The 24,616-nt window shown below is 51.5% G+C and carries 19 protein-coding genes and 1 pseudogene; 5 read left to right on the top strand and 15 right to left on the bottom strand.

Going from position 1 to position 24,616, the window contains the following annotated elements:
* The first annotated feature begins 6 nt into the window (after positions 1 to 6).
* Complete coding sequence (polA, locus tag LCS67_RS21765) at positions 7 to 2,793, top strand: DNA polymerase I (protein ID WP_000249960.1); 2,787 nt, start codon at positions 7 to 9, stop codon at positions 2,791 to 2,793.
* A 333-nt stretch (positions 2,794 to 3,126) separates the two neighbouring features.
* Here polA and yihA read toward each other — a convergent pair whose 3' ends face one another.
* Positions 3,127 to 3,759 (bottom strand): ribosome biogenesis GTP-binding protein YihA/YsxC, encoded by a 633-nt coding sequence (gene yihA / locus LCS67_RS21760; protein ID WP_000183327.1) that lies wholly within the window; start codon positions 3,757 to 3,759, stop codon positions 3,127 to 3,129.
* Positions 3,760 to 3,997: 238 nt separating this feature from the next.
* On the opposite strand from yihA, the gene LCS67_RS21755 reads away from it, so the two are divergent.
* The 3 genes from LCS67_RS21755 (at position 3,998) to hemN (ending at position 6,418) form a co-directional block, all read left to right on the top strand.
* The gene (locus LCS67_RS21755; protein WP_001541209.1) at positions 3,998 to 4,222 is read left to right on the top strand and encodes a hypothetical protein; all 225 of its coding nucleotides are present in this window, start codon (positions 3,998 to 4,000) and stop codon (positions 4,220 to 4,222) included.
* A 118-nt stretch (positions 4,223 to 4,340) separates the two neighbouring features.
* On the top strand, positions 4,341 to 4,856 hold the full coding sequence (gene yihI / locus LCS67_RS21750; protein ID WP_000743297.1) for a Der GTPase-activating protein YihI: 516 nt from the start codon (positions 4,341 to 4,343) through the stop codon (positions 4,854 to 4,856).
* A 188-nt stretch (positions 4,857 to 5,044) separates the two neighbouring features.
* On the top strand, positions 5,045 to 6,418 hold the full coding sequence (gene hemN / locus LCS67_RS21745; protein ID WP_000003520.1) for an oxygen-independent coproporphyrinogen III oxidase: 1,374 nt from the start codon (positions 5,045 to 5,047) through the stop codon (positions 6,416 to 6,418).
* Between the two features lie 89 nt (positions 6,419 to 6,507).
* On the opposite strand, the gene LCS67_RS21740 is transcribed toward hemN, so the two are convergent.
* From LCS67_RS21740 to glnA, 4 genes are all read right to left on the bottom strand, one after another.
* Positions 6,508 to 6,618 (bottom strand): YshB family small membrane protein, encoded by a 111-nt coding sequence (locus tag LCS67_RS21740; protein ID WP_001578131.1) that lies wholly within the window; start codon positions 6,616 to 6,618, stop codon positions 6,508 to 6,510.
* 112 nt (positions 6,619 to 6,730) lie between these two features.
* A complete protein-coding gene (glnG, locus tag LCS67_RS21735; RefSeq protein WP_001188781.1) occupies positions 6,731 to 8,140 on the bottom strand; it encodes a nitrogen regulation protein NR(I) in 1,410 nt (469 codons plus the stop codon).
* 8 nt (positions 8,141 to 8,148) lie between these two features.
* A complete protein-coding gene (glnL, locus tag LCS67_RS21730) occupies positions 8,149 to 9,198 on the bottom strand; it encodes a nitrogen regulation protein NR(II) (protein ID WP_000146192.1) in 1,050 nt (349 codons plus the stop codon).
* A gap of 274 nt (positions 9,199 to 9,472) precedes the next feature.
* Positions 9,473 to 10,882 (bottom strand): glutamate--ammonia ligase, encoded by a 1,410-nt coding sequence (glnA, locus tag LCS67_RS21725; RefSeq protein ID WP_001271699.1) that lies wholly within the window; start codon positions 10,880 to 10,882, stop codon positions 9,473 to 9,475.
* A gap of 375 nt (positions 10,883 to 11,257) precedes the next feature.
* Here glnA and typA point away from each other — a divergent pair, with 375 nt between their 5' ends.
* On the top strand, positions 11,258 to 13,081 hold the full coding sequence (typA, locus tag LCS67_RS21720; protein WP_000572060.1) for a ribosome-dependent GTPase TypA: 1,824 nt from the start codon (positions 11,258 to 11,260) through the stop codon (positions 13,079 to 13,081).
* A 54-nt stretch (positions 13,082 to 13,135) separates the two neighbouring features.
* Here typA and LCS67_RS21715 read toward each other — a convergent pair whose 3' ends face one another.
* The 10 genes and pseudogenes from LCS67_RS21715 to LCS67_RS21670 form a co-directional block, all read right to left on the bottom strand.
* The gene (locus tag LCS67_RS21715) at positions 13,136 to 13,870 is read right to left on the bottom strand and encodes a Cof-type HAD-IIB family hydrolase (protein WP_001270582.1); all 735 of its coding nucleotides are present in this window, start codon (positions 13,868 to 13,870) and stop codon (positions 13,136 to 13,138) included.
* Positions 13,855 to 14,733 carry an STM4011 family radical SAM protein gene (locus tag LCS67_RS21710; RefSeq protein ID WP_001530741.1) on the bottom strand — a complete coding sequence of 293 codons (879 nt, stop codon included), beginning with the start codon at positions 14,731 to 14,733 and terminating at the stop codon, positions 13,855 to 13,857. Before LCS67_RS21710 ends, LCS67_RS21715 begins: the two co-directional genes overlap by 16 nt.
* Positions 14,730 to 15,970 (bottom strand): annotated as a pseudogene (locus LCS67_RS21705) (STM4012 family radical SAM protein). Before LCS67_RS21705 ends, LCS67_RS21710 begins: the two are co-directional and overlap by 4 nt.
* Position 15,971: 1 nt before the next feature.
* Positions 15,972 to 16,847, bottom strand: coding sequence for an STM4013/SEN3800 family hydrolase (locus tag LCS67_RS21700; RefSeq protein WP_000282804.1), 876 nt, complete (start codon positions 16,845 to 16,847; stop codon positions 15,972 to 15,974).
* A complete protein-coding gene (locus LCS67_RS21695) occupies positions 16,840 to 17,865 on the bottom strand; it encodes an STM4014 family protein (protein ID WP_077916041.1) in 1,026 nt (341 codons plus the stop codon). Before LCS67_RS21695 ends, LCS67_RS21700 begins: the two co-directional genes overlap by 8 nt.
* 12 nt (positions 17,866 to 17,877) lie before the next feature.
* Positions 17,878 to 18,726 carry an STM4015 family protein gene (locus LCS67_RS21690; protein ID WP_001042077.1) on the bottom strand — a complete coding sequence of 283 codons (849 nt, stop codon included), beginning with the start codon at positions 18,724 to 18,726 and terminating at the stop codon, positions 17,878 to 17,880.
* 156 nt (positions 18,727 to 18,882) lie between these two features.
* Positions 18,883 to 19,575, bottom strand: coding sequence for a porin OmpL (gene ompL, locus LCS67_RS21685; RefSeq protein ID WP_000838829.1), 693 nt, complete (start codon positions 19,573 to 19,575; stop codon positions 18,883 to 18,885).
* A gap of 67 nt (positions 19,576 to 19,642) precedes the next feature.
* On the bottom strand, positions 19,643 to 21,064 hold the full coding sequence (locus LCS67_RS21680; protein ID WP_000064888.1) for an MFS transporter: 1,422 nt from the start codon (positions 21,062 to 21,064) through the stop codon (positions 19,643 to 19,645).
* Between the two features lie 45 nt (positions 21,065 to 21,109).
* A complete protein-coding gene (locus LCS67_RS21675; RefSeq protein WP_000084245.1) occupies positions 21,110 to 22,492 on the bottom strand; it encodes an MFS transporter in 1,383 nt (460 codons plus the stop codon).
* A gap of 45 nt (positions 22,493 to 22,537) precedes the next feature.
* Positions 22,538 to 24,574, bottom strand: a complete 2,037-nt coding sequence (locus LCS67_RS21670; RefSeq protein WP_001087031.1) for an alpha-glucosidase — start codon at positions 24,572 to 24,574, stop codon at positions 22,538 to 22,540.
* Between the last annotated feature and the right edge of the window lie 42 nt (positions 24,575 to 24,616).

Here is a 24,616-nt window from a genome sequence, read left to right as displayed (position 1 = left end):
GACATTATGGTTCAGATCCCAGAAAACCCACTTATTCTCGTAGATGGCTCATCCTATCTCTATCGCGCCTATCATGCGTTTCCGCCGTTAACCAACAGCGCGGGAGAACCTACGGGCGCAATGTATGGTGTCCTCAACATGTTGCGCAGCCTGATCATGCAGTATCAGCCGACGCATGCTGCGGTGGTGTTTGACGCCAAAGGAAAAACCTTCCGTGATGAGCTCTTTGAACATTACAAATCGCATCGCCCTCCGATGCCGGATGATCTGCGTGCGCAAATAGAGCCGTTACATGCCATGGTTAAAGCCATGGGGTTACCTCTGCTGGCGGTCTCTGGCGTAGAAGCGGATGACGTTATCGGTACACTGGCGCGAGAGGCGGAGAAGGTGGGGCGTCCGGTATTAATCAGCACCGGCGATAAAGATATGGCACAGTTGGTGACGCCGAATATTACGCTGATCAACACCATGACTAACACCATCCTCGGCCCGGATGAAGTCGTTAATAAGTACGGCGTGCCGCCTGAGCTGATTATCGACTTTCTGGCGCTGATGGGGGACTCCTCGGATAATATTCCAGGCGTACCTGGCGTGGGTGAGAAGACGGCGCAAGCTTTGCTTCAGGGATTGGGCGGCCTGGATACGCTGTACGCCGAGCCGGAAAAAATTGCCGGTCTCACTTTCCGCGGCGCCAAAACGATGGCCGCTAAATTAGCGCAGAATAAAGACGTAGCGTACCTGTCTTATAAACTCGCCACCATTAAAACGGATGTTGAACTGGAGCTGACCTGCGAACAGCTTGAAGTACAGCAGCCGATTGCGGATGAACTGCTGGGCCTGTTTAAAAAATATGAGTTTAAGCGCTGGACGGCGGACGTTGAGTCCGGCAAATGGCTACAGGCAAAGGGCGCGAAACCGGCGGCCAAACCGCAGGAAACGGTCGTTATTGATGAATCGCCCAGCGAACCGGCAGCGGCGCTCTCTTATGAAAATTATGTCACTATTCTGGACGACGTTACGCTGGAAAGCTGGATTGAAAAGCTGAAAAAAGCGCCAGTTTTTGCTTTCGACACGGAGACCGACAGCCTGGATAATATCGCCGCCAACCTGGTGGGCCTCTCGTTTGCCATCGAACCTGGCGTTGCCGCGTATGTACCTGTCGCGCATGATTATCTGGACGCTCCGGATCAAATTTCCCGCCAGCGTGCTCTGGAACTGCTGAAGCCGCTGCTGGAAGATGAAAAAGTGCGCAAAGTGGGGCAAAACCTCAAGTACGATCGCGGCGTCTTGCAAAATTACGGTATTGAGCTGCGCGGTATCGCCTTCGATACCATGCTTGAGTCTTACATTCTGAACAGCGTCGCCGGACGCCATGATATGGACAGCTTGTCCGATCGTTGGCTGAAGCACAAAACTATCACCTTTGAAGACATTGCCGGTAAAGGTAAAAACCAGCTCACCTTTAACCAGATCGCACTGGAGGAAGCGGGGCGCTATGCGGCAGAAGATGCGGATGTCACGTTACAGTTGCATCTCAAAATGTGGCCAGAGCTCCAGCAGCACAAAGGCCCGCTGAATGTTTTCGAAAACATCGAAATGCCGCTGGTGCCGGTGCTGTCACGCGTTGAGCGCAATGGCGTAAAAATCGATCCTGCCGTCCTGCACAAACATTCGGAAGAAATCACACTACGTCTGGCGGAACTGGAAAAGAAAGCGCATGACATTGCGGGCGAGGCGTTCAACCTGTCCTCAACGAAGCAGTTGCAGACCATCCTGTTTGAAAAGCAGGGTATTAAGCCGCTGAAGAAAACGCCTGGCGGCGCGCCGTCAACGTCGGAAGAGGTGCTGGAGGAGCTAGCGCTGGACTATCCGCTGCCGAAAGTGATTCTGGAGTATCGTGGTCTGGCGAAGCTAAAATCCACCTATACCGATAAGCTGCCGCTGATGATTAACCCGAAAACCGGGCGCGTCCACACCTCCTATCATCAGGCGGTAACGGCGACGGGACGTTTATCGTCCACCGATCCGAACCTGCAAAATATTCCGGTGCGCAATGAGGAAGGCCGCCGCATTCGTCAGGCATTTATTGCGCCTGAGGATTATCTCATCGTATCTGCGGACTATTCACAGATTGAGCTGCGTATTATGGCGCATCTTTCCCGTGATAAAGGACTGCTTACGGCGTTCGCCGAAGGGAAGGATATTCACCGCGCAACGGCGGCGGAAGTCTTTGGCTTGCCGCTGGATAGCGTGACCGGGGAACAGCGCCGAAGTGCGAAAGCCATTAACTTTGGCCTGATTTACGGGATGAGCGCCTTCGGTCTTTCTCGCCAGCTTAATATTCCGCGTAAAGAGGCGCAGAAGTATATGGATCTCTACTTCGAACGCTACCCTGGCGTGCTGGAATATATGGAGCGCACACGCGCTCAGGCAAAAGAACAAGGTTATGTGGAAACGCTGGAGGGACGCCGCCTTTACCTGCCGGATATTAAATCCAGCAACGCGGCGCGGCGCGCGGGGGCGGAACGCGCGGCGATCAATGCTCCCATGCAAGGAACGGCTGCCGATATCATCAAGCGCGCCATGATTGCCGTCGATGCCTGGCTACAGGCCGAGCAGCCGCGCGTGCGGATGATTATGCAGGTACACGATGAATTAGTGTTCGAGGTGCATAAAGACGACTTAGATGCGGTAGCAAAACGTATCCATCAGTTGATGGAAAACTGCACGCGTATTGATGTGCCGTTGCTGGTGGAAGTCGGTAGCGGAGAAAATTGGGATCAAGCGCACTAAGCATTTAAGGAATAACGCGCTTTTTTCGTAATTAAGCAACATAAGCACGGGGGTTTTGTGATGGGTATTAGAATTCCCTATGTAAAGAATGAAAAAAAATTACGAAAAGGTCTTTCTGTGTTGCTCAAAAAAGAGTAAAGTTATTCACGTAGGGTACAGAGGTAAGATGTTCTATCTTTCAGACCTTTTACTTCACGTAATCGGATTTGGCTGAATATTTTAGCCGCCCCAGTCAGTTATGACTGGGGCGTTTTTTATTGGGCGTAAGAAAAGTTTCGCTCGCACCGTAGGCCGGATAAGACGCGCAGCGGCGCCATCCGGCATAGCGGATGATTATTCCCCGTCCTGAATCTCTTCGACCGGTGCCAGTTCGCTAAACCAGCTATCCAGCTTCTGACGTAACTTATCCACGCCCTGCTTTTTCAGCGAGGAAAACGCTTCTACCTGCACATCGCCATTAAAAGCCAGCACGGCTTCACGTACCATATTCAACTGCGCCTTGCGCGCGCCGCTGGCCAGTTTGTCCGCTTTGGTCAGCAGAACCAGAACCTGGATATTGCTCTCTACAGCCCACTGGATCATCTGCTGGTCGAGGTCTTTCAACGGATGGCGGATATCCATTAAAACGACTAAGCCCTGTAGGCTTTGACGTTTCTCCAGATATTCCCCCAGCGCGCGTTGCCACTTGCGTTTCATCTCTTCCGGGACTTCCGCGTAGCCATAGCCCGGCAGGTCGACCAACCGTTTGCCATCTACGACTTCAAACAGGTTAATCAATTGGGTACGGCCCGGCGTTTTAGAGGTGCGCGCAAGGCTTTTTTGGTTGGTCAACGTGTTCAGGGCGCTGGATTTGCCTGCATTGGAACGGCCAGCAAAAGCCACTTCAATTCCGCAATCGGAAGGTAAATGGCGAATATCAGGCGCACTCATCACAAAATGCGTCTGTTGATAATTCAGGTTAGTCAAAGCGGTCGTCTCCGTCAGTCAAAGCATTGTGGCGATTATACCTGAACGCCAGCAAAAGACGGATTTTTCGGCGCGGCGGTGCTGTAAGTAAAAGCCATACGCTTTGTGAGACATTGTCCATTGCACTTATGCGACATGACAGAGTCGTTGTCAGGCTCAAAGCCAGTTAATATAGTTAAATCATGAATTTATAGAAAGGTAATTGTCTGAAAAAAGGGATTTGCCGTGTCGGTATCTTGTGAGTTTACCCCAAAAGAGTAAAGTAATGCACATAGCGAGGACGCTAACAGGATCAACGACTCAGGATGAGGGTCAGGAGCGCCAGGAGGCGAAGACACAGGATTGTCAGGAAGACAAACGTCCGGAGACGTTAGTAAAAGGAAATGGAAACAACATGGAATGTTCCAGGCTAAGGGAAAAACAGGGCGTGTTGATAGCCAACAGGGATGGTGGAACCCGTTAAGGGTCGTGAGTCAAGAAAAAAGGCGGCAGATTACTCTGTCGCCTTTTTTCTTTGCTTGCTTTCTGCTAGATTCCGCCTCAATTCTATACTGAATAAAACGGCTTAAAGATCTGACATCATGAAAAAACCAACCTCTGCACCGCGCAGTAAAGCCTTTGGCAAACAGCGTCGTAAAACGCGTGAAGAGTTAAACCAGGAGGCGCGCGACCGTAAACGCCTGAAAAAACATCGCGGTCATGCGCCGGGAAGTCGCGCGGCGGGCGGCAATTCCGTTTCGGGCGGCGGCAATCAGAATCAACAAAAAGATCCACGCATTGGCAGTAAAACACCTGTTCCATTGGGCGTGACTGAAAAAGTGACCCAACAGCATAAACCGAAAAGTGAGAAACCTATGCTTTCACCGCAGGCGGAGTTGGATTTACTGGAAACGGATGAGCGCCTGGATGCGCTGTTAGAACGTTTGGAAGCGGGCGAAACCCTGAGTGCGGAAGATCAAGCCTGGGTAGATGCCAAACTGGATCGTATTGATGAACTGATGCAGAAGCTTGGTCTGTCTTACGATGACGACGAAGAAGACGACGAAGAGGACGAGAAGCAGGAAGATATGATGCGCCTGCTAAGAGGCGGCAACTAACGGGTTTACACCGTGGGCTTGCCCGTCCTGCTTATAACCCTTCCGGTTATATGTTATCTGGTGTGGTTATTCGTTAAACTACAGCGATTGTCGCGGCGACAGAAATGGCTGCGCAGCCGGCTTGCCGCCCGTTATGGCGTGAAGCCGGTACGCCGTACCCGCCAGAGACGCCATCGGAAGGAGTGAGCATGTCTGAACAGCAAATAGACTGGGATCTGGCCCTGATCCAGAAATATAACTATTCCGGGCCACGATATACCTCGTACCCAACCGCGCTGGAGTTTTCTGAAGACTTCGAGGACGCCGCATTCTTGCAGGCTGTGGCGCGTTATCCTGAACGTCCGCTCTCGCTGTATGTGCATATCCCGTTTTGTCACAAGTTGTGTTATTTCTGCGGCTGCAACAAGATTGTCACCCGCCAACAGCATAAAGCTGACCAGTACCTTGACGCGCTTGAGCAGGAAATTCGTCATCGCGCGCCGCTGTTTGCAGACCGTCATGTCAGCCAGCTTCACTGGGGCGGCGGTACGCCTACTTACCTGAATAAAGCGCAAATCAGCCGCTTAATGACGCTGTTGCGTGAAAATTTCCACTTTAATACCGACGCGGAAATCTCGATCGAAGTCGATCCCCGTGAAATTGAGCTGGATGTGCTCGATCATTTACGTGCGGAAGGTTTTAACCGCCTGAGTATGGGGGTGCAGGACTTTAATAAAGAGGTGCAGCGCTTGGTTAACCGCGAGCAGGATGAAGAATTCATCTTTGCGTTGCTTAATCACGCCCGCGATATCGGCTTTACCTCGACCAATATCGATTTGATCTACGGTCTACCGAAACAGACGCCGGAAAGCTTCGCTTTCACGCTGAAGCGTGTGACGGAACTGAACCCCGATCGTTTGAGCGTCTTTAACTATGCGCATCTGCCAACGCTTTTTGCCGCCCAGCGTAAAATTAAAGATGCCGATTTACCCAGCGCGCAGCAGAAACTGGATATTTTGCAGGAGACGATCGTATCGCTTACTCAGGCCGGTTATCAGTTTATCGGGATGGACCATTTTGCCCGTCCGGACGACGAACTGGCCGTCGCGCAGCGCGAAGGCGTGCTGCACCGTAATTTTCAGGGCTATACGACCCAGGGCGATACCGATCTGCTGGGGATGGGGGTTTCTGCTATCAGCATGATTGGCGATGGCTACATGCAGAACCAGAAAGAGCTGAAGCGTTATTACCAGCAAGTGGATGAGCGGGGCAATGCGCTATGGCGTGGTATTACGCTGACCCGTGATGATTGCATTCGTCGCGATGTTATCAAAGCGCTGATTTGTAACTTCCGCCTGGATTTTAACGCTGTCGAACAACAGTGGGGTTTGCATTTCGCTGAGTATTTTGCCGAAGATTTGCAGTTACTGTCGCCGCTGGCAAAAGATGGGCTGGTGGATATTAGCGAGAAGGGAATTCAGGTGACGGCGAAAGGTCGTTTGCTGATCCGCAATATCTGCATGTGCTTTGACGCGTATCTGCGCCAGAAAGCGCGGATGCAGCAGTTCTCGCGCGTCATTTAGCCGGGTTGCCCGGTGGCGCTGCGCTTACCGGGCCTACACGTTGCGACAACCTGTAGGCCGGATAAGCATTAGCGCCATCCGGCACATTGTCAGCTGAACAGTCCCACCAGCGCGGCACACAATACGGCGGCTAGCGCAGTTTGTGGCGTGTGGCTGTCGACCGCTCCACTCGATACCAGATTAATAATAGATTCTAACATAATGAATCCCCCCGTTTGCCGGGCATGATCATACTGAACTCATCGGAACAGTAAAGCGCAAAATAGCAGCGTTTTGCGCTCAATTATTAATCTTTACACTCGCGGGTAATGTTTACTCCATTCCCAGCTCTTTCAACTTCCGCGTTAGGGTGTTTCGCCCCCAACCGAGCAGCCTGGCGGCTTCCTGTTTATGACCCTGCGTATGGCGTAACGCCGTGGTCAGTAGCGTTCTCTCCAGTTCTGGCTGCGCTTCAGAAAGCAGGTTTTGATGACCGGATCGCAAGGCGCGGTCCGCCCATTGTGCCAGTAATGTAGCCCAGCTATCCGGTGGCAGGTGGGACGGGCTATCCGGCGCCGAGGCTTCAAACAGGTCGCCAGGTAAATCCTGGATCAATACCTCCTGTCCGGCGGCCATGACGGTGAGCCAGCGGCAGGTATTTTCTAACTGACGCACGTTACCAGGCCATGCCAGGCGCGTTAACGCCGTTTCGGTTTCCGGATGTAATAATTTGGCTTCCACGCCTAATTCACGGGCGGCGACCTGCAAAAAATGGTGCGCCAGGCGCGGAATATCCTCACGGCGCTCGCGCAACGGCGGAAGATGGATACGAATCACGTTCAGGCGGTGGAACAGGTCTTCGCGGAATTTCCCTTCCTGAACGCGTCGTTCGAGGTTCTGGTGGGTGGCGGCGATAATGCGCACATCCACTTTTACCGGCGCGTACCCGCCCACGCGGTAGAACTGTCCGTCAGCCAGCACGCGTAACAGACGAGTCTGGACATCCAGCGGCATATCGCCAATTTCGTCCAGAAACAGCGTGCCGCCGTCAGCCTGCTCGAAACGGCCCTGCCGGATGGTATTCGCCCCGGTAAAAGCGCCTTTCTCATGGCCAAACAGTTCGGATTCAATCAAATCTTTCGGGATGGCCGCCATATTGAGCGCGATAAACGGCGCTTTGGCGCGTGGGCTATGGCGGTGAAGCGCATGGGCGACCAGTTCTTTACCAGTTCCTGATTCGCCGTTAATCAACACGCTAATCGAAGAACGCGACAGCCGACCAATAATGCGAAACACATCCTGCATGGCGGGCGCTTCGCCTATCATGTCTGTTGTCGGGCCGTTAACCTCGATATTACGCGGTTGCTGCTGCTCCTGATAGTGGCTAATCGCGCGCTCGACCAGAGCGACGGCTTCATCAATATCAAACGGTTTAGGCAGATAATCAAACGCCCCCTGCTGATAGGCGCTCACGGCGGCATCTAAATCGGAATGCGCGGTCATAATGATGACCGGAAGCATCGGGTGACGCTGTTTAATCTGCTTTAATAGCGCCAGCCCGTCCATTCCCGGCATTCGGATATCCGACAGCAAGACGTCCGGCGTTTTACTGGCCAGCGCAGCCAGTACTTCATTACCATTCTCAAAGGTGGTACAGGTCAACCCTGCCCCGGCGAGAGCACGTTCAAGCACCCAACGGATGGAACTATCATCATCGACGACCCAGACTATTCCTCGTTGCATAAACACCTCTATTTCCGAATCGGCAGGTAAACCGAAAACTCGGTATGCCCCGGCCAACTGGTAAATTCAATTTTGCCGGCGTGTTGATCGATAAGATTGCGGGCGATAGATAACCCAAGCCCGGTGCCGCCTTCGCGACCGCTGACCATCGGGTAGAACAGCGTATCCTGTAAATGGGGAGGAATGCCCGGCCCATTGTCTTCAACGTCTATACGCGCCGCCAGGCGATAGCGTTCGCCATGCAGCGTTAACTGGAAGGCGGTACGGGTACGCAGCGTAATTTCGCCGCCATCCGGCCCCAGCGCCTGCAAGGCATTGCGGACAATATTCAGCAGTACTTGCTCAATTTGTTCCGGGTCATGCGGCAGTTCTGGCAGACTGGGGTCGTAATCGCGGATAAGCCGGACATTATCCGGCAGTTCCATCGACACCAGCGCCACCACGCGCTCCGCGACTTTATGTATGCTCTCGGTAATGTGCATTCCCGGGTGCTGCGGCCCCAGCAAACGATCGACAAGGTTGCGTAGTCTGTCGGCCTGTTCAATGATGACTTTGGTATATTCCGTTAGCGCCGGGTCGGGCAGCGCCTTGCTGAGTAGCTGCGCCGCGCCGCGCAGGCCGCCGAGCGGATTTTTGATTTCGTGCGCCAGACCGCGCACCAGATCGCGGGCGGCGATTTGCTGCGCGTGCTGCAACTGCTCCTGACTCAGACGACGCTGGTTATCCATCGGTGCCATTTCGAGCAGTATAAAATCGTCGGGCAGACGTTGGGCGGTCAAAGAGAGAATATGCGAGCGACTATCAATCACCAGCGTCACTTCGTTATCGGTAAAGCCTTGCCCTGCCGCTAAACTTTCGCGCATCAGGTCAATGTTTAACGAAAAATAGCTCAACAGTTCAGGTAACGGCGTCCCGAACAGTTTGCGTGAGCTTTGCGCGAGCAACTGCTGCGCGGCAGGGTTGGCGTAATGGATTGCCAGCGCGTCGTCGACCACCAGCACGCTGTTGATTAACGAATTGAGGATCTGCCCAGCATCGGGCTGTATGCCGCTTGCCATTCAGCAGTCTCCTGGAAAAGGTTGCACCATTTTAGTGCATTATAGCTTTTTACCACTAAAAAGCGCGTGAGATCAGATTGTTGGTGGAGAAAAAAGCCCATCCTGGGATGGGCTGAAAGTTTCCACGGCAACTCAAAAACTCCTGACGCCTTTCACGCTGCTGATGCGTTGGCTGCCTTCGCTTACCCCAGTCTCATCGCTATCTATGCTCCTGGGGATGTGCTCAGTTGCCGCCTTGCAGCAACGCGAAATTCGTCGGATCTTTAATATACGATTAAACGCTGTAGTACAGCTCAAACTCTACCGGGTGCGGGGTCATACGCACGCGGTCATCTTCTTCGCGACGCAGCGCAATATACGCATCGATCGCTTCATCCGTGAACACGCCGCCTGCTTTCAGGAACTCGCGGTCCAGGTCCAGCGCGTTCAGCGCTTCTTCCAGAGAACCCGCTACCTGTGGGATCTCTTTCGCTTCTTCCGGCGGCAGGTCATACAGGTTTTTGTCCATGGCTTCGCCCGGGTGAATCTTATTCTTAATCCCGTCCAGACCGGCCATCAGCAGGGCGGCAAAGCACAGATACGGGTTAGCCGCCGGGTCCGGGAAGCGAACTTCGATACGGCGCGCTTTCGGAGACGCCACCACCGGAATACGGATGGAGGCGGAACGGTTACGGGCGGAGTAGGCCAGCATCACCGGCGCTTCGTAACCCGGGACCAGACGCTTGTAGGAGTTGGTGGTCGGGTTCGCCAGGGCGTTGATAGCTTTGGCGTGTTTGATGACGCCGCCGATGTAGTACAGCGCCTGCTCAGATAGACCGGCATATTTGTCGCCAGAGAACAGGTTGGTGCCGTTCTTCGCCAGCGACATGTGGCAGTGCATACCGGAACCGTTATCGCCGAACATCGGTTTTGGCATAAAGGTCGCGGTCTTACCGAAGCGGTGAGCCACGTTATGTACGACATATTTGTAAATCTGAATTTCGTCGGCTTTTTTGGTCATGGTGTTAAAGCGGGTCGCCACTTCGTTCTGACCTGCGGTCGCTACTTCGTGGTGGTGCGCTTCAACGACCAGGCCCATCTGCTCCATGACCAGACACATTTCAGAACGGATATCCTGCGCGGAGTCAACTGGCGGAACCGGGAAATAACCGCCTTTCACGCCCGGACGATGGCCTTTGTTGCCGCCTTCGTACTTGGTAGAGGAGTTCCAGGCGCCTTCAATATCGTCAATCGCCACATGTGAGCCGGAGATAGATGCGCCGAAGCGGATGTCGTCGAACAGGAAGAATTCAGGTTCCGGCCCAAACAGGACGGTATCGGCGATACCGGTCGCGCGCAGGTAGTCTTCCGCACGTTTTGCGATGGAACGTGGGTCACGGTCATAACCTTGCAGAGTGCCAGGCTCCAGGATGTCGCAACGGATAATCAGGGTAGAGTCCGCGAAGAACGGGTCAATCACTGCGGTGGATGCGTCTGGCATCAGCACCATGTCGGATTCGTTAATGCCTTTCCAGCCGCCGATAGAGGAGCCGTCAAACATTTTGCCTTCTTCAAAGAATTCGGCATTTACCTGATGAGCAGGAATCGTGACGTGCTGTTCTTTGCCTTTGGTATCGGTGAAGCGCAGATCGACAAACTTCACTTCGTGCTCGTTCAGCATCGTCAAAACGTGTTCAGCGGACATACTTGTACTCTCCCGGATTGGTCATGGTCGGTCGTCGTGGTAACGAGATCTTCAATTCTGCTGGCCGTGTCGCCGTAAAAATATAAAGCGAAATCTGTGCCAACTTTCACATTGCCCCCAAAAGGCGTTATCATGCGCACCATCGTGCAAAAGGGCTGCACCACGGTGACTATGTTGCACCAAAATAGTGCTTCAATGTGAACATTAAGCACCACATTGGTGCAATAGAACGCAAGCCACCCTTTTAACGCTCCGTGAAAGCGATCACAAAGAGACTCTGCAATACTTGTTTGCGGAGGATGTTTGTGATCCTGTTTTGTAGTGCGATTAATCCGTGTACAATAACGCGCTATTTCTAATGCCTGAGGCAAAGTTGTGATCGAAAATTTGCGTAACATCGCCATCATCGCGCACGTTGACCATGGTAAAACTACCCTGGTTGATAAGCTGCTCCAGCAATCCGGTACGTTCGACGCGCGTGCCGAAACTCAAGAGCGAGTGATGGACTCCAACGATTTGGAGAAAGAGCGTGGTATTACTATCCTCGCTAAAAACACCGCTATTAAATGGAATGATTACCGTATCAACATCGTTGATACTCCCGGGCACGCTGACTTCGGTGGTGAAGTAGAGCGCGTCATGTCCATGGTTGACTCTGTGCTGCTGGTGGTTGACGCATTTGACGGCCCGATGCCGCAAACGCGCTTCGTGACCAAAAAAGCCTTTGCTCATGGCCTGAAACCTATTGTGGTTATCAACAAGGTTGACCGTCCTGGCGCGCGCCCTGACTGGGTTGTTGACCAGGTATTCGACCTGTTTGTTAACCTCGACGCGACCGACGAACAGCTGGACTTCCCGATCATCTACGCTTCGGCGCTGAACGGTATCGCGGGTCTGGACCACGAAGATATGGCGGAAGACATGACCCCGCTGTATCAGGCGATCATTGATCATGTTCCGGCGCCGGACGTTGACCTCGATGGTCCGTTGCAGATGCAGATCTCCCAGCTGGACTACAACAACTACGTTGGCGTTATCGGCATCGGCCGTATCAAACGCGGCAAAGTGAAGCCGAACCAGCAGGTCACTATCATCGATAGTGAAGGGAAAACCCGTAACGCGAAAGTAGGTAAAGTGCTGACGCATCTGGGTCTGGAGCGTATCGACAGCGATATCGCCGAAGCGGGCGATATCATTGCGATCACCGGTCTGGGCGAGCTGAACATTTCCGACACCATCTGCGACCCGCAGAACGTTGAAGCGCTGCCGGCGCTGTCCGTTGATGAGCCGACCGTGTCTATGTTCTTCTGCGTTAACACCTCGCCGTTCTGCGGTAAAGAAGGTAAGTTTGTGACTTCTCGTCAGATTCTTGACCGTCTGAACAAAGAGCTGGTGCATAACGTGGCGCTGCGCGTTGAAGAAACCGAAGATGCGGATGCGTTCCGTGTATCCGGTCGTGGCGAACTGCACCTGTCCGTGCTGATTGAAAATATGCGTCGTGAAGGTTTCGAACTGGCGGTTTCCCGTCCGAAAGTTATCTTCCGTGAAATCGACGGTCGTAAACAAGAGCCGTACGAAAACGTGACGCTGGACGTCGAAGAGCAGCACCAGGGGTCTGTCATGCAGGCGCTGGGCGAGCGTAAAGGCGACCTGAAAAACATGAATCCGGACGGTAAAGGCCGCGTACGTCTCGACTACGTGATCCCAAGCCGTGGGCTGATTGGTTTCCGTTCAGAATTCATGACCATGACTTCCGGTACGGGTCTGCTGTACTCCACCTTCAGCCATTACGACGATATTCGTCCGGGTGAAGTGGGTCAGCGTCAGAACGGCGTACTGATCTCCAACGGTCAGGGTAAAGCGGTGGCGTTTGCGCTGTTCGGTTTGCAGGATCGCGGTAAGCTGTTCCTGGGTCACGGCGCGGAAGTTTACGAAGGCCAGATTATTGGTATTCACAGTCGCTCCAACGACCTGACGGTAAACTGCCTGACCGGTAAGAAGCTGACCAACATGCGTGCGTCTGGTACGGATGAAGCGGTGATTCTGGTTCCGCCAATTAAAATGAGCCTTGAGCAAGCGCTGGAGTTCATTGATGACGACGAACTGGTAGAAGTCACCCCAACCTCTATCCGTATCCGTAAACGTCACCTGACGGAAAACGATCGCCGCCGTGCGAACCGTGGTCAGAAAGAAGAGTAATTAACGTTCTTACGGATAAAAACCCTGCCGAAATGAAAGCTCGGCGGGGTTTTTTTATTCACGTTGAGAAAGGGATAAGGTTGCCAAAAAATCAGCAATCGCTGGCGTATTATGCCGACCAATGACGCTGTCCGCATAAACCTTTGCCCGGGCGCTGGCATTCCCCATCGCTACGCCCAATCCGGCTAAACGTAGCATTTCCGCATCGTTATCATTATCGCCAAACGCCATCACTTCGCGCATTGCGATATGCTGTTGCTGTGCATATCTGGCGAGGCTTTGCCCTTTGCTACACCCCTTCTGGAGAATATCCAGTTGATGATGCCAGGACCAGGTACAGCTTAGCTGTAATTCATGCTGTATAAACTCAGCAATATTTTGTAGTTGTTTTATGTGCCGATGAACGATGCTGATTTGCCAAATATTCTCCCTACTGCTTAGCTCATCAGCCTGAAAGATTATTTTATCATCAGCACGAATTGTCGGTTTAAGCGGATATACCCGCGCCAGTATTTTTTCCGTTTGTAAGTGCGTCAGCGGCAGCGGATCAAGGATCTGCTGTTGAGCCGGTTGATAAATATAGCTTCCGTTACAACAGATCATCGGTTCGGTGAGCGCCAGCGTTTGATAATACGCATAGGCTTCACGATGAGAGCGACCGGTGACAAGCATTATTCGGCAGCCCATGTCCTGAATCTGACGGATAGCGGTTAGCGACTCTGGCAGAATTTGCTTATTACGGTTTAGCAGCGTTCCATCAAGATCAAAAGCGATTAAACGATATCGCATGAGCGTCCGATCCTAAAACAGCGTGAGGCATCCAGGTGATTCAGCAATGGAATATCGAGACGGTGCTGATAAGCGAGAAAACAGTGGCATTGTTTTGCCTGGCAGGCGGGAGAATTAAGCCGTTGCTGATATAAATTACCCATTTTAATTTTGCTGATATGACAAGCAAAAAGATCGCCTTCTGCATTCATAAAAATACTTTTTCTTCCTGCGGTACAGATATCCAGCTGCGCTGGCCACTGCTGCGTTTCAATCACATACAGCGGATCGAGTTCGCCGAAGGCGATGGTTTCCTCAACGGTATGCCGGGTATTGGCACACTCGTTGGCGTTAAACCAAAAATAATTCTGGTCAGGCAACTGCTGGCGTAGCCAACGAAACTGGTCGATATCTTTCATACTGGCGACAGCCCCCGCGCACCAGGTTATTCCGGCGGCAGAGAGCGCTAAACACTGCTGGAGAAAGCGCTCAGCGGTAATTTGTGAGGGATGAAAAGAACACCATAACCGAAGCTTTGAGATATCTCCGCCGCCAGCATGAAATGACTCCAGCAATGACATTAACGAAAAAGAGGCGTTAGTTTGTATGCCGACCGCCTGAACATGAGGATAGCGGCTAATTTCTGCCAGCGCCGCCATGTAATAACGCAAGCGTAGCGCCTCGCCATAAGGCGTAATCATCACATTCAACGGCGTACCTAAAAGAGGCAAATGGTCAACCATACGCCATAGCGCGGCTTCGTCGCGTTTTTTATCGTTACGGGCGTGTTTATGGAACGGGCAATAGCCGCAATGATAATTACACGATTTAAGATAGCCGCGATAAAACAGCGTGTGAATATCGCGCAGGGCGGGGATGCTCATCTCTGCCGATTCTCCCGTAGCATCACCTCAGGCGAAACGAACACAGGAGCAAGGCAATCGGATAATGCCATACCGGTCTCCGTTAGCCGGAGGCGACTGCCATTCTGATAACAGTAGCCCTGCCGTATGAAGAGTTCCAGGTCGGGGAAATCCCTTAGCGCATCGCTGGCAAAATATTGCTGATAATCGCTAAGAGAAAGTCCCTGCCAGAAAAATAGATTTTTAATGATAAAGCGGCGTTTCATTTCATCAGGGGGGAGCAGATAACCGTGATTAATGACGGTTTTATCCGCGCTGTCGATAAACGCCTGAATGATTTTTCGTGATGTTTGCAGGTTCGACGACCACGGCGAACAGTAATGCAGATTGCCAAGATAACTTCTGCCGCCCGCGCCGAGCGCCAGTGAGTTTTCAAATCCGCAGCTTTCCGCCGCAGCGGATGGCGCTGGATTAAGGACGAAACGGCGCATGGACGTTTGGGTGTAGCCCGCGTTGCGTAAAAGATCGCGGGCTACAACGTAGTAGCTATGCATATTTTCCTGGCGAGGCATATTATAAAGCGGATAAAGAAACAGCTCTTCCGGTTGATAAACGAGCGCCTGATGTAACGATTCCGTCAGGCTTGCGTGAGTCTGGCCGGGAATGCCGTAAATAATATCAATATTGAGTGATGGAAAATGACCCGCCTTTAGCCACTCCAGCGCCTGGTGCGCGCTGGCGGCATTGTGGCGGCGATGCAGCGTATGTAACTCGCTATCATGAAAACTTTGTACGCCAATACTGACGCGATTAACGGAAAAGGCGTTTAATAGCGCTACTTTTCTGCTGTGGTATCCGTAGGGGAAGTTTCAATTGTTTTATAAATATTCCAGTCAACATTGAGCACCTCAAAGACGGAAAAAAATAACTTTTCTAATTGCGCAATGTTTAATAGCAGAGGCGTGCCGCCGCCTACGGTAAAGCTTGCCCAGTGGACGGGCGCCAGCGCCATTTGTCGGCCCTGGGTAATAATCGCATCGATATAGCTATCAATGAACGTATTATCTGCGCCTGTGCAGGTAAATAAATTACAGAACCCGCAGCGACTTTGACAAAAGGGCATATGAACATACAGATGTGTGTCGTGCTCGTAAATGCGCGGTTTTACTTCGCTAAAGCTGACGTTCTCCAGCTCCCGATAAGCCGTCTTATGCGGATAACTGTACATATACTGACGATAAATATCATTGTTATTCATATTAATGATTACAGCTCAGCAAGAAATGCATATAGGGAACGGTATTAACGATCGGATGGTTAAAACTATGGAAATATTTCCCGTCTTCGCCATAGCAGGTACCGTGATCGGAACAGACAATAACGAACGTTTCGCCGCCGGTTTGGCGGAAAATGTTCAGTAATCCGTCGATGCGGGCGTCGATATAGCGTAGCGCGGCGGCATGGGTCTCAACGGTATCGCCAGGGGCCGCGCCCTCCACGTAAAAATGGTTAGGATAATGAATCGTATCGATATTGATATACATCATGACCGGTTGGCTGCCAGCACGCTCGGCCATGATTTTCTGGATATAATGGATCTGGTTATCCATACTTTCTTTAACCGTACAGGCAAAGCGTGGATGCCAGTAACTCTCTTTAAACATTGACGGGAACACTTTTCCCATGCCGGAGCGGTTATTAAAGAAAGAGACGCCGCCAATACAGATGGTCTGGTAGCCTTTATTTTCCAGACTTTTTATCCATGTTGCGTCATCAAAGGCAAATGCATTTTCCGGCCCTTTACGACCAAGTCCGATATCTTTTGGGAAAAACAGCATGGTCTGATTAACGGTATCATCAATAGGTTTTGGCATAAAACCTGAAAACATGGCGTGATGCGAAGGCCAGGTAAAATTACCGGCCGCCTCGCATTTCGTCCATTGTCCATAATGATTAAGGTTGGGCGTATTTCCGGCGGTTTGTTCCTGAAGCGCAATATCGTAGCGTAACGAGTCCAGCACAATAAAAAGAATATGAGCGTTATTACTAATTAGCGCATTCATATCGAGTTCGCCATCGCCGGTGTCAATCGACGCGTGCAGCGAGACGGGGACTTCATCCATTGAATTATACATTTTGCTTCCTCATGGCCCGGATTTGCGCCTGATAAATTAGATTGTTCTGCTGCGCATCCTGATAAATCAAATCACCCTGGCCATTAATTTCAATAATATACGGCGTCAGGCTGGTAGTAAGTAAAACATCAATACCCGCTAAGCGAATGTCAGGAAAAAGCCGCATGGCATTTTGACAGAGCGTATCGATCTCAGTCACTTTTGCGGCAGATAACTCCAGACTTTCGAAGCGGTAAGCCTGGTTTTGCAGATGTAAGTTAGTAATGGGCTGCGAGGAGGTTCTGACCACTCGCCAGATAATTTCGCCATCCAGACAGACGATACGTAAATCATAGGTTTTATGCTTTACGCTGGCTTTGGGCAGCCACTGTTCGACGAGGTTTTCCTGCTGAAGAACGCCATCAATAATGAGCTGGATATCTTCTTTTTGACGATACTGTTGGATTTTTTTGCTGTTAAATAGCTGTTGTCCTGATATGGCAATCGCGCTGTAAAGCACCTGCTTTATGCCGTCAGGATGGCGGCGCAAAGCGATAACTCCCGCCGCGCCAGAACCCAGCGAGGGCTTAATGAACACGCTGGCGACCCTTTTTTCCTCCATGATGGCGGTGAGCTGTGCAAAACTTTTTACGTCTTCCGCTACCAACGGCGGCGTGGGGATGCCGTGTTCCAGTAAGCGCCGCTTGCAGCGTTTTTTATCCAACAGGTGAATGAGGCCCGCCGGATGGTTAAGCCAGGTGACGTCAGGACGCGCCGCCATGTTCTGCAAAAAATGGATATAGTCCAGACCGATCGCGTTTATTTTGCGGATGTCAGTTTCACTGTGTACTGGCGGGTCGATTTTAACGATGCCAGAGGTCAGCGAAGCGTCCAGCGCGTGCGGATGAGTCAGCACCGTGACGGATTCCCCAAGTACGGCGGTAGCCTGCATAAAATAATGCGTGCGCTTGCTCTGACGGGGGCCAATGAGCGTAATCACAATAAATCCCTTTATCGGTGAGTAGGGGAATGTGCACATTCCCCAACACAATCACTCGGTGTACATCGCATTCATATAAATATCGCCATCGTAATCTTCAGGCTCCAGAGCTTCTGAAAGATTCAGGTTTATCGGCAGTGTGGCTTTTAGCTTTTCCTGCATCTCCGGCGTCAAATAGTGGTGGTGGAGATCGAGTGTTTCCAGATGCGCAATTCGGTCTTTATGCTCCAGCAGCGCCTCTGCGCCGTTGTCCGTTAAGGTACCGCATGAGAGTTCCAGCACGTTAAGCTGCGGCAGGATATTACTTTCCAGCACCCGGCGGACGATACCATCCTGCTCTTCGCTATTCATCAACCCCAGATGGGTGAGCTGAGGGAAAAGATCTTTGGATGCCAGCGCCATCACGTTATCCAGCGAACCGTCAAAACCGTATTCCTCTACGCCCAGGAAGAGCTTCAGCGTTTTTAATGCAGGGAGCTGCGCATTTTGTAGTTCGGCAAGTACGTTAGAAGGGATGCCGCCGGAAATGATTTCCAGGTGCTCCAGTTTCTCATGATGTATAGCGCCCAGTCGCAGATCCGACGCGCCTTTAATAATCAGTTCTTTCAGATTGGGTAACGCCGCATAGAGCCTGGAATAGTCACCTTGTTTAATCCAGGAGATCTCGCAGTCTTCGCTCTCCATATCACCGATAAACAGTGATTCCAGGTGAGCAAAGCGGGGGGCGTTCTCCACAATCATATCAATAATAGGCTGGCAGGTTTCGTCTTCCCAACAATCACCCCAGTTACCAATGGTCAGCGAGCGAAGCTTTGGCAGATCTTCATCGGTTAAAATCAAATTAATGAGCTGTTCCTGGGTTAATTCATTGTCCCAATCAATATTAAATCGCTTATTCATTTGTTTCCCTTCTCTATAAGCATGAATACGGTAAAACGCTTTGTGAATATTATCATGGCGCTTAGGGGCAGGATATCGGGAGTCTGATTCAGGATGAATGAGCGGGCAGAACAACTACCCGCTGTGATGCAGATTCGGAAAATAGAGGCAATAATATCAGAAGAAATACTTCGCCCCGATACGAATCTGGTTTTGCTCTCTATGGTAGGGGCCCACGTTACGATCTAACCAGCGTAATTCAAAGTAGGGCAACCAGTGTTCATTGATACGATAACGGAAGGTATTAGTGATTTCCCAATGATGCTTCGTACCATTACTACTATTAAAATCATTAACGTTATAAAAATAGTGTGGTTCAAAGGTATAAGAAAATTTATCGGTAATGGTAAAATTCCAATAGTTACCGATTTCATAGCTGTCATTATTATCCAGTTCGCCATTCAAATCGGTTGAACTATAATTATTGTGATTATATCGGTTACGTACCGTAAGATTAAACCACGGGGTAAATTTATAGTTAACATCCAGATAGACGGCGCCGCCGGAACCAATGCTTTTGTCGTTTATTAACCCCCCTGGCTGAATGGTTAATTTATCTGTAGGTTTAAATAACGGATACCAGCCCTCAATCTCATTATAACCGTGCTTTAATTCATCATCACGCTGTAGCGTATAGGTATTGGTCAACATAATTCCGGCCCCCATATCGGAGTTATAGCCGACGCGCAGCATAAACTCCATTTGGTCAGACGCCAGGTTATAGGCCTCACGGTTTTCTACATAAGCGCCAGCAAAAACAGAGGTGGATATTACTGAAGTTAATATCACTAGAGTATTCAGAGATTTCATAATAAATCCATTTTTCAAATATAGGGAAGCCGCCATCCATCGGGATGGATAAAGCGGCAAGCGTCGTTTAATTATTTACAGTAGAAATACTTTGTTTATTATTAGTCGCGACAATTTGATTACCTGTTTTCTTTCGTTGGGCAATTTCCTCGATAATAAAAGCGAAACGTTGTTCATTGAGCTTATAAAAAAAGCCCATCGTTAGTGCTGCGATAATGGCAAGACCGCAAGGCCATAAAAAAATGAGCTGACGCAAACCAAGCAACGTGGTGTCACTTTGAGCTATGTTGGGGATATAACCGATTTGCGTCAGCATAATACCTGGCAAAAAGCCAGCAAGCGCAGCGGAAATTTTGCGGGAAAAGGTATAACCCGTATACACCGAGCCTTCAGCGCGAATACCCGTTTTCCATTCACCGTAGTCAACCGTATCCGGAACCAGCGCCCAGTTCAGGCTGTTGACGAAAGCGGTACCGAAGAAGGCGATACAAGAGAAAATAACAAACAGGAATGACGTTCCACCCCAGATAAAATTCAGGATATCGCCAACGGCCCACAATATCAGACCACCAAGATAAACCTGTTTTTTCCCGAAGCGTTTTACCGCAGCAGGTACTAATAAAACACCAATCAGGATACAGCCCATGCTGAAAAAACCCATCCATGACAACAAATGAATATCGTTCAGCACGTACTGAGTGTAATAAACCTGAATGGCCAGCTTGATATTAAAGGCGGCCAGCGTGCACAAATTGGCGACGCAGAGCACCAGCAGCGGCGGATTACGAAAAATCGCGCAGAAGGATTTCAATATGCTGGGTTTATGCGTGTCAGGCACGGTTTCGATATACCGTTCTTTCACCCCGCTAAAGCACCACCACATGCTGAACAGCCCGCAGACCGAAAAAATGACTGCTGCAATCAGATAACCCAGCGAAGGGGAACGGGTAAACAGCGCCTGAATGGGCATAAAACCTACGGTACAAAGAAGAAGGCCAATGGTAGCACCGCCTTGTCGCCATGCGGCGAGCTGGGCGCGCTCATGCGGATTTTTGGTAATAGCGGGTACCATCGCGCCGTATGAGCAGTTCATCAGGCTGTAGAACAGACCGAACAACATAAACAGCACCGTCGCGAAGGCTGTTTTAACGGGTAAAGTAAAGTGAGTGGCAAAGAATTGCGCAGTAGCAACCAGAGCGACCGGAAATGACGCATACAGAATAAAAGGCCGAAACTTTCCTTTTGCGCCAATATTACGGCGTGAGTCCAGCAATACGCCGGTGAGCATATCGGTAAAAGCGGTGAAGAATTTCGCCACCAGAAAGATAATTCCACCGTAATATGCAGGCATCCCGAGTTCATCGGTATAAAACTTCAGTAGATACAGCGTACCGATACACAGCATCAGATTTGAGCCGAAATCGCCCACGCCATAGGCGCATTTTTCCCGCAGGCTCAACTTTAGCGTTAGCGGATCATGATTAGACATAATCGCCTCTCAAAACGCCCCGCAGGGCGTTATATTTTATTGTTGTTAAACCGTATGTTTCCGGGCCTCAATCTCTTCCACAATTCGCACGTACATCTTCTCGTTGAGGTTGTAGAAACAGCCCATCGCAATAATGGTGATGACCGCCAGCACGCAAGGATAAATAAAGATCAACTGGCGTAGGCCTTCGACGGTGCCTGCCGATTGCACCACATTCGGGATATAACCGATTTGCGTCAGCATCCAGCCGGGGAAGAACCCTGCCAGCGCCTGGGAGACCTTACGGAAGAAGGTGAAGCCGGTGTAAACCGTCCCTTCCGAGCGGACGCCGGTGCGCCATTCACCGTACTCCACCGTGTCGGAAACCAGCGCCCAGTTCAGGCTGTTGACGAAGGCGGAACCGAAGAACGCCAGGCAGGAGAAGGCGACAAAACTGACCGAGCCGCCGCCAAAGAAGTAGTTGAGCAGATCGCCCGCCACCCATATTAACAGCCCGCCGATATAGACTTTCTTCTTGCCAAAACGCCTTACTGCGCCGGGCATCAAAAAGACGCCGATAAAAATACAGCCCATGCTAAAGAAGCCCATCCAGGAGAGGAGGATCGGGTCGTTAAGAACGTACTGTGTGTAATAAACCTGAATCGCCAGTTTGACGTTGAAGGCGCCGAGAGTACAAAGGTTGGCGATACACAGAATAAACAGCGGACGGTTACCGGCGATGGCGCGGAACGACTGCAATAATCCGGGCTTTTGCGCGTTATCGACAGGTTTCACTTCGACGTAGCGCTCTTTAACGCCGGCGTAGCACAGCCACATAAATAGCAGGCCAAACAATGAAAATAGCGTGGCGGCGAAAATATAGCTGAGCTGGGCATTGCCTTCGATCAGGTTCATGACCGGCACAAAGCCAACGGTACACAGCAGCAGGCCGAGAGTGGCGCCGCCCTGACGCCACGCGGCAAGCGAGGCGCGTTCATCCGGGTTCTTGGTAATCGCGGGCACCATCGCGCCATACGAGCAGTTCATCATGCTGAAAACCAGCCCGTACAGCATAAACAGTATCGTTGCGACGACGGTTTTTCCCGTCACCTCAAACGGTGTGCCGACAAAGTTAGCAATCGCCAGTAGCGTTACTGGAAATGCCGCGTAAAGCACGAACGGGCGGAATTTGCCCTTCGGACCAATTTTACGCCGCGAGTCGAGCATAATGCCGGTACCCATATCGGTAAATGCGGTGAAAAATTTGGCGATCAGGAAAATGATCCCGCCGTAAGTCCCTGGTAAACCCAGCACATCGGTATAAAATTTGAGTAAATAGAGGGTCCCGATATCTAACAGGATATTGGAACCTAAATCCCCCAGTCCATAGGCAAGTTTTTCTTTAAACGGCAAGCGTAGGGTTGCCGGATTCGATGATGTTTGACTCATTATTCTTCTCCATCTGCCCGCAGGTTTCCCTGCGGGCGAGCCGTATTAGATATTCCGTAAAGAAGCAAAAAGTAAAGCCCACTCGCTCTTCGCGCGATAGAAGACCGGCGGCTTGCCAATGGGCGCATCCACGGTAATTTCACCGCCGTGGTGAGCTTCGCCGGTCCAGATATTCACCCAGTGATCTTCCGGCAGATACAGCGTCCAGTCGCAACGCCCCTGCTCGTGAACCGGCGCGACCAGCAGATCCTGACCGAGCAGATATTGATATTTCAGGGTGTAGGTTGCGGCATCGTTCTCGTAGTGCAGGAATAGCGGACGCATGACCGGCAGACCGGTAGCCGCGTTTTGCGCCACCGCCTGCTTGAGATACGGTTTCAGCGTGGTAAAGACGGTGGTCATACGGGCAAAGTGGGCAATAGTTTCCGCGTCGCCGTCGAACTGCCAGTTATCGCCGGGGCGGTTGCCTTCATGGGTGCGCATCATCGGCGTAAAGGCGCTGAAATCGCACCAGCGCAGCAGCAACTCTTTGCTGCGTTTCATGTCAAACAGGGTGGTGTAGCCGCCGATATCGCTGTGATGCAGACCGTGGCCGGTCATCGCCAGCGACAATGCCGCAGGCACTACCGAGGCCAGACCATCATCAAGGCTCCAGTCAACGTTCTGGTCGCCTGCCCACATCATGGTGGAATATTTCTGACTGCCGGTGTAACCCGCACGCATAAAGAACAGGATCTCGCCGAGTTTGCCGGTCTCCTGTAGCGCTTCGTAGTTACATTTCGCCCACAGCGCAGGCCAGGCGTTATGCATGATCTCGGCGCTGACGCCGTTGTGCAGATACGTGTCGGTCGGCAGATATTCGCCGAAATCCGCCATCCAGCCGCTGCAGCCGAGCGCGATCATGTTCTTTTTGATGACGTCTTTGAACCAGTCGTAAGCTTCAGGATTGGTCAGATCGACCACGCCGCCATAGAATTCGCCAAACTCGACCAGATAGTCGCCGCCCGTGGCGTTTTTCGCCAGATAGCCGTGTTTCGCCGCCTCAGCGCAGAGGTCTTTATCACTGGCGACGTATGGGTTGATATAAGAGAGGAACTGGACGCCTTCTTCTTTCCACTGTTTGATCCGGCTATCCAGCTGTGGATAGTTGTCGCTATTCCACTTCCAGTTCCACATCACGCGCTTGCCAAAGGAGGTCATGCGGATACCGGACCAGTCCTGCGCCCAAATACCGTTCACTTTTACGCCTGCGTTGCGCATGGTATCCAGTTTTTGCTGGCAAACTTCCGTACCGCCCTGAATGCCTAGCGTGACGCCGTTGTAAACCCAGTCCGGCAGCTCCGGCTGGCGGCCTAACAGCGCAGTCAGTTTTTCCAGCAGGGCGATGTAGGTGTCGGCACACTCAAAACGTAGCGTAGTTTTATCTTCCCACAGCGCCAGTTCGTGATACTCCGGCGCGCTGAAGTCGAAATTCATATAACAGCTATTTTCAACGTGGCAGTAGTATTTTTGCGTGCTGACAAAGGTTGGTTGCGGGAAGAAGGTCCAGTAATAGTCGCCGCCGGCATTCTCTTTACAGTCTGCCTGCCAGGTGACATAGCTGGTTTTATTACGGCCAACGCCCTGTTCGCTGGTCCACAGCGGGAACGGCTTGCCGCGCAAATCGAAATAAGAGAACTGTTCGCCGCAGCCGTAGATATGGTCGTCTGGATTAGCTGCGAGGCGTAACCAGATACGGTTATGGTTCAGGTCGTCGTTTTGCAGATCCAACGTCAGGCGTCCCGCCTCATCGGCGGAGATGCGAAGGGTGGCGCTAATTGTTGCGCCACGGCTGAATTGTACCAGCCAGCCGTCGGGTAGCTCGCTGACCGTGGCCTCCGTTAATGCAATCTTCTCGTTAAGTTTGTCTTTGATGCTGAAGTTGCCGCGAAACATATCAATGTCGGCAACGCCCGCGCCAATCCACAGACAGGGGTTTTCGGCGCTGTGGCGTAAAATCAGGCGCTGCTGCCAGCTAAGCGCAAAACCATCCTGTGATGTTGTCAGTTCAAAATCGGTTGACCGTTGTGGTAGAGAATTCATTGTAATCTCCGTGAATGTAGGGTAATTCGGTAATCCATTTGG

It is taken from the genome of Salmonella sp. A7 (assembly GCF_020181675.1).
Classification (GTDB): domain Bacteria; phylum Pseudomonadota; class Gammaproteobacteria; order Enterobacterales; family Enterobacteriaceae; genus Salmonella; species Salmonella enterica.
This window is presented reverse-complemented; position numbering and strand designations above follow the sequence as displayed.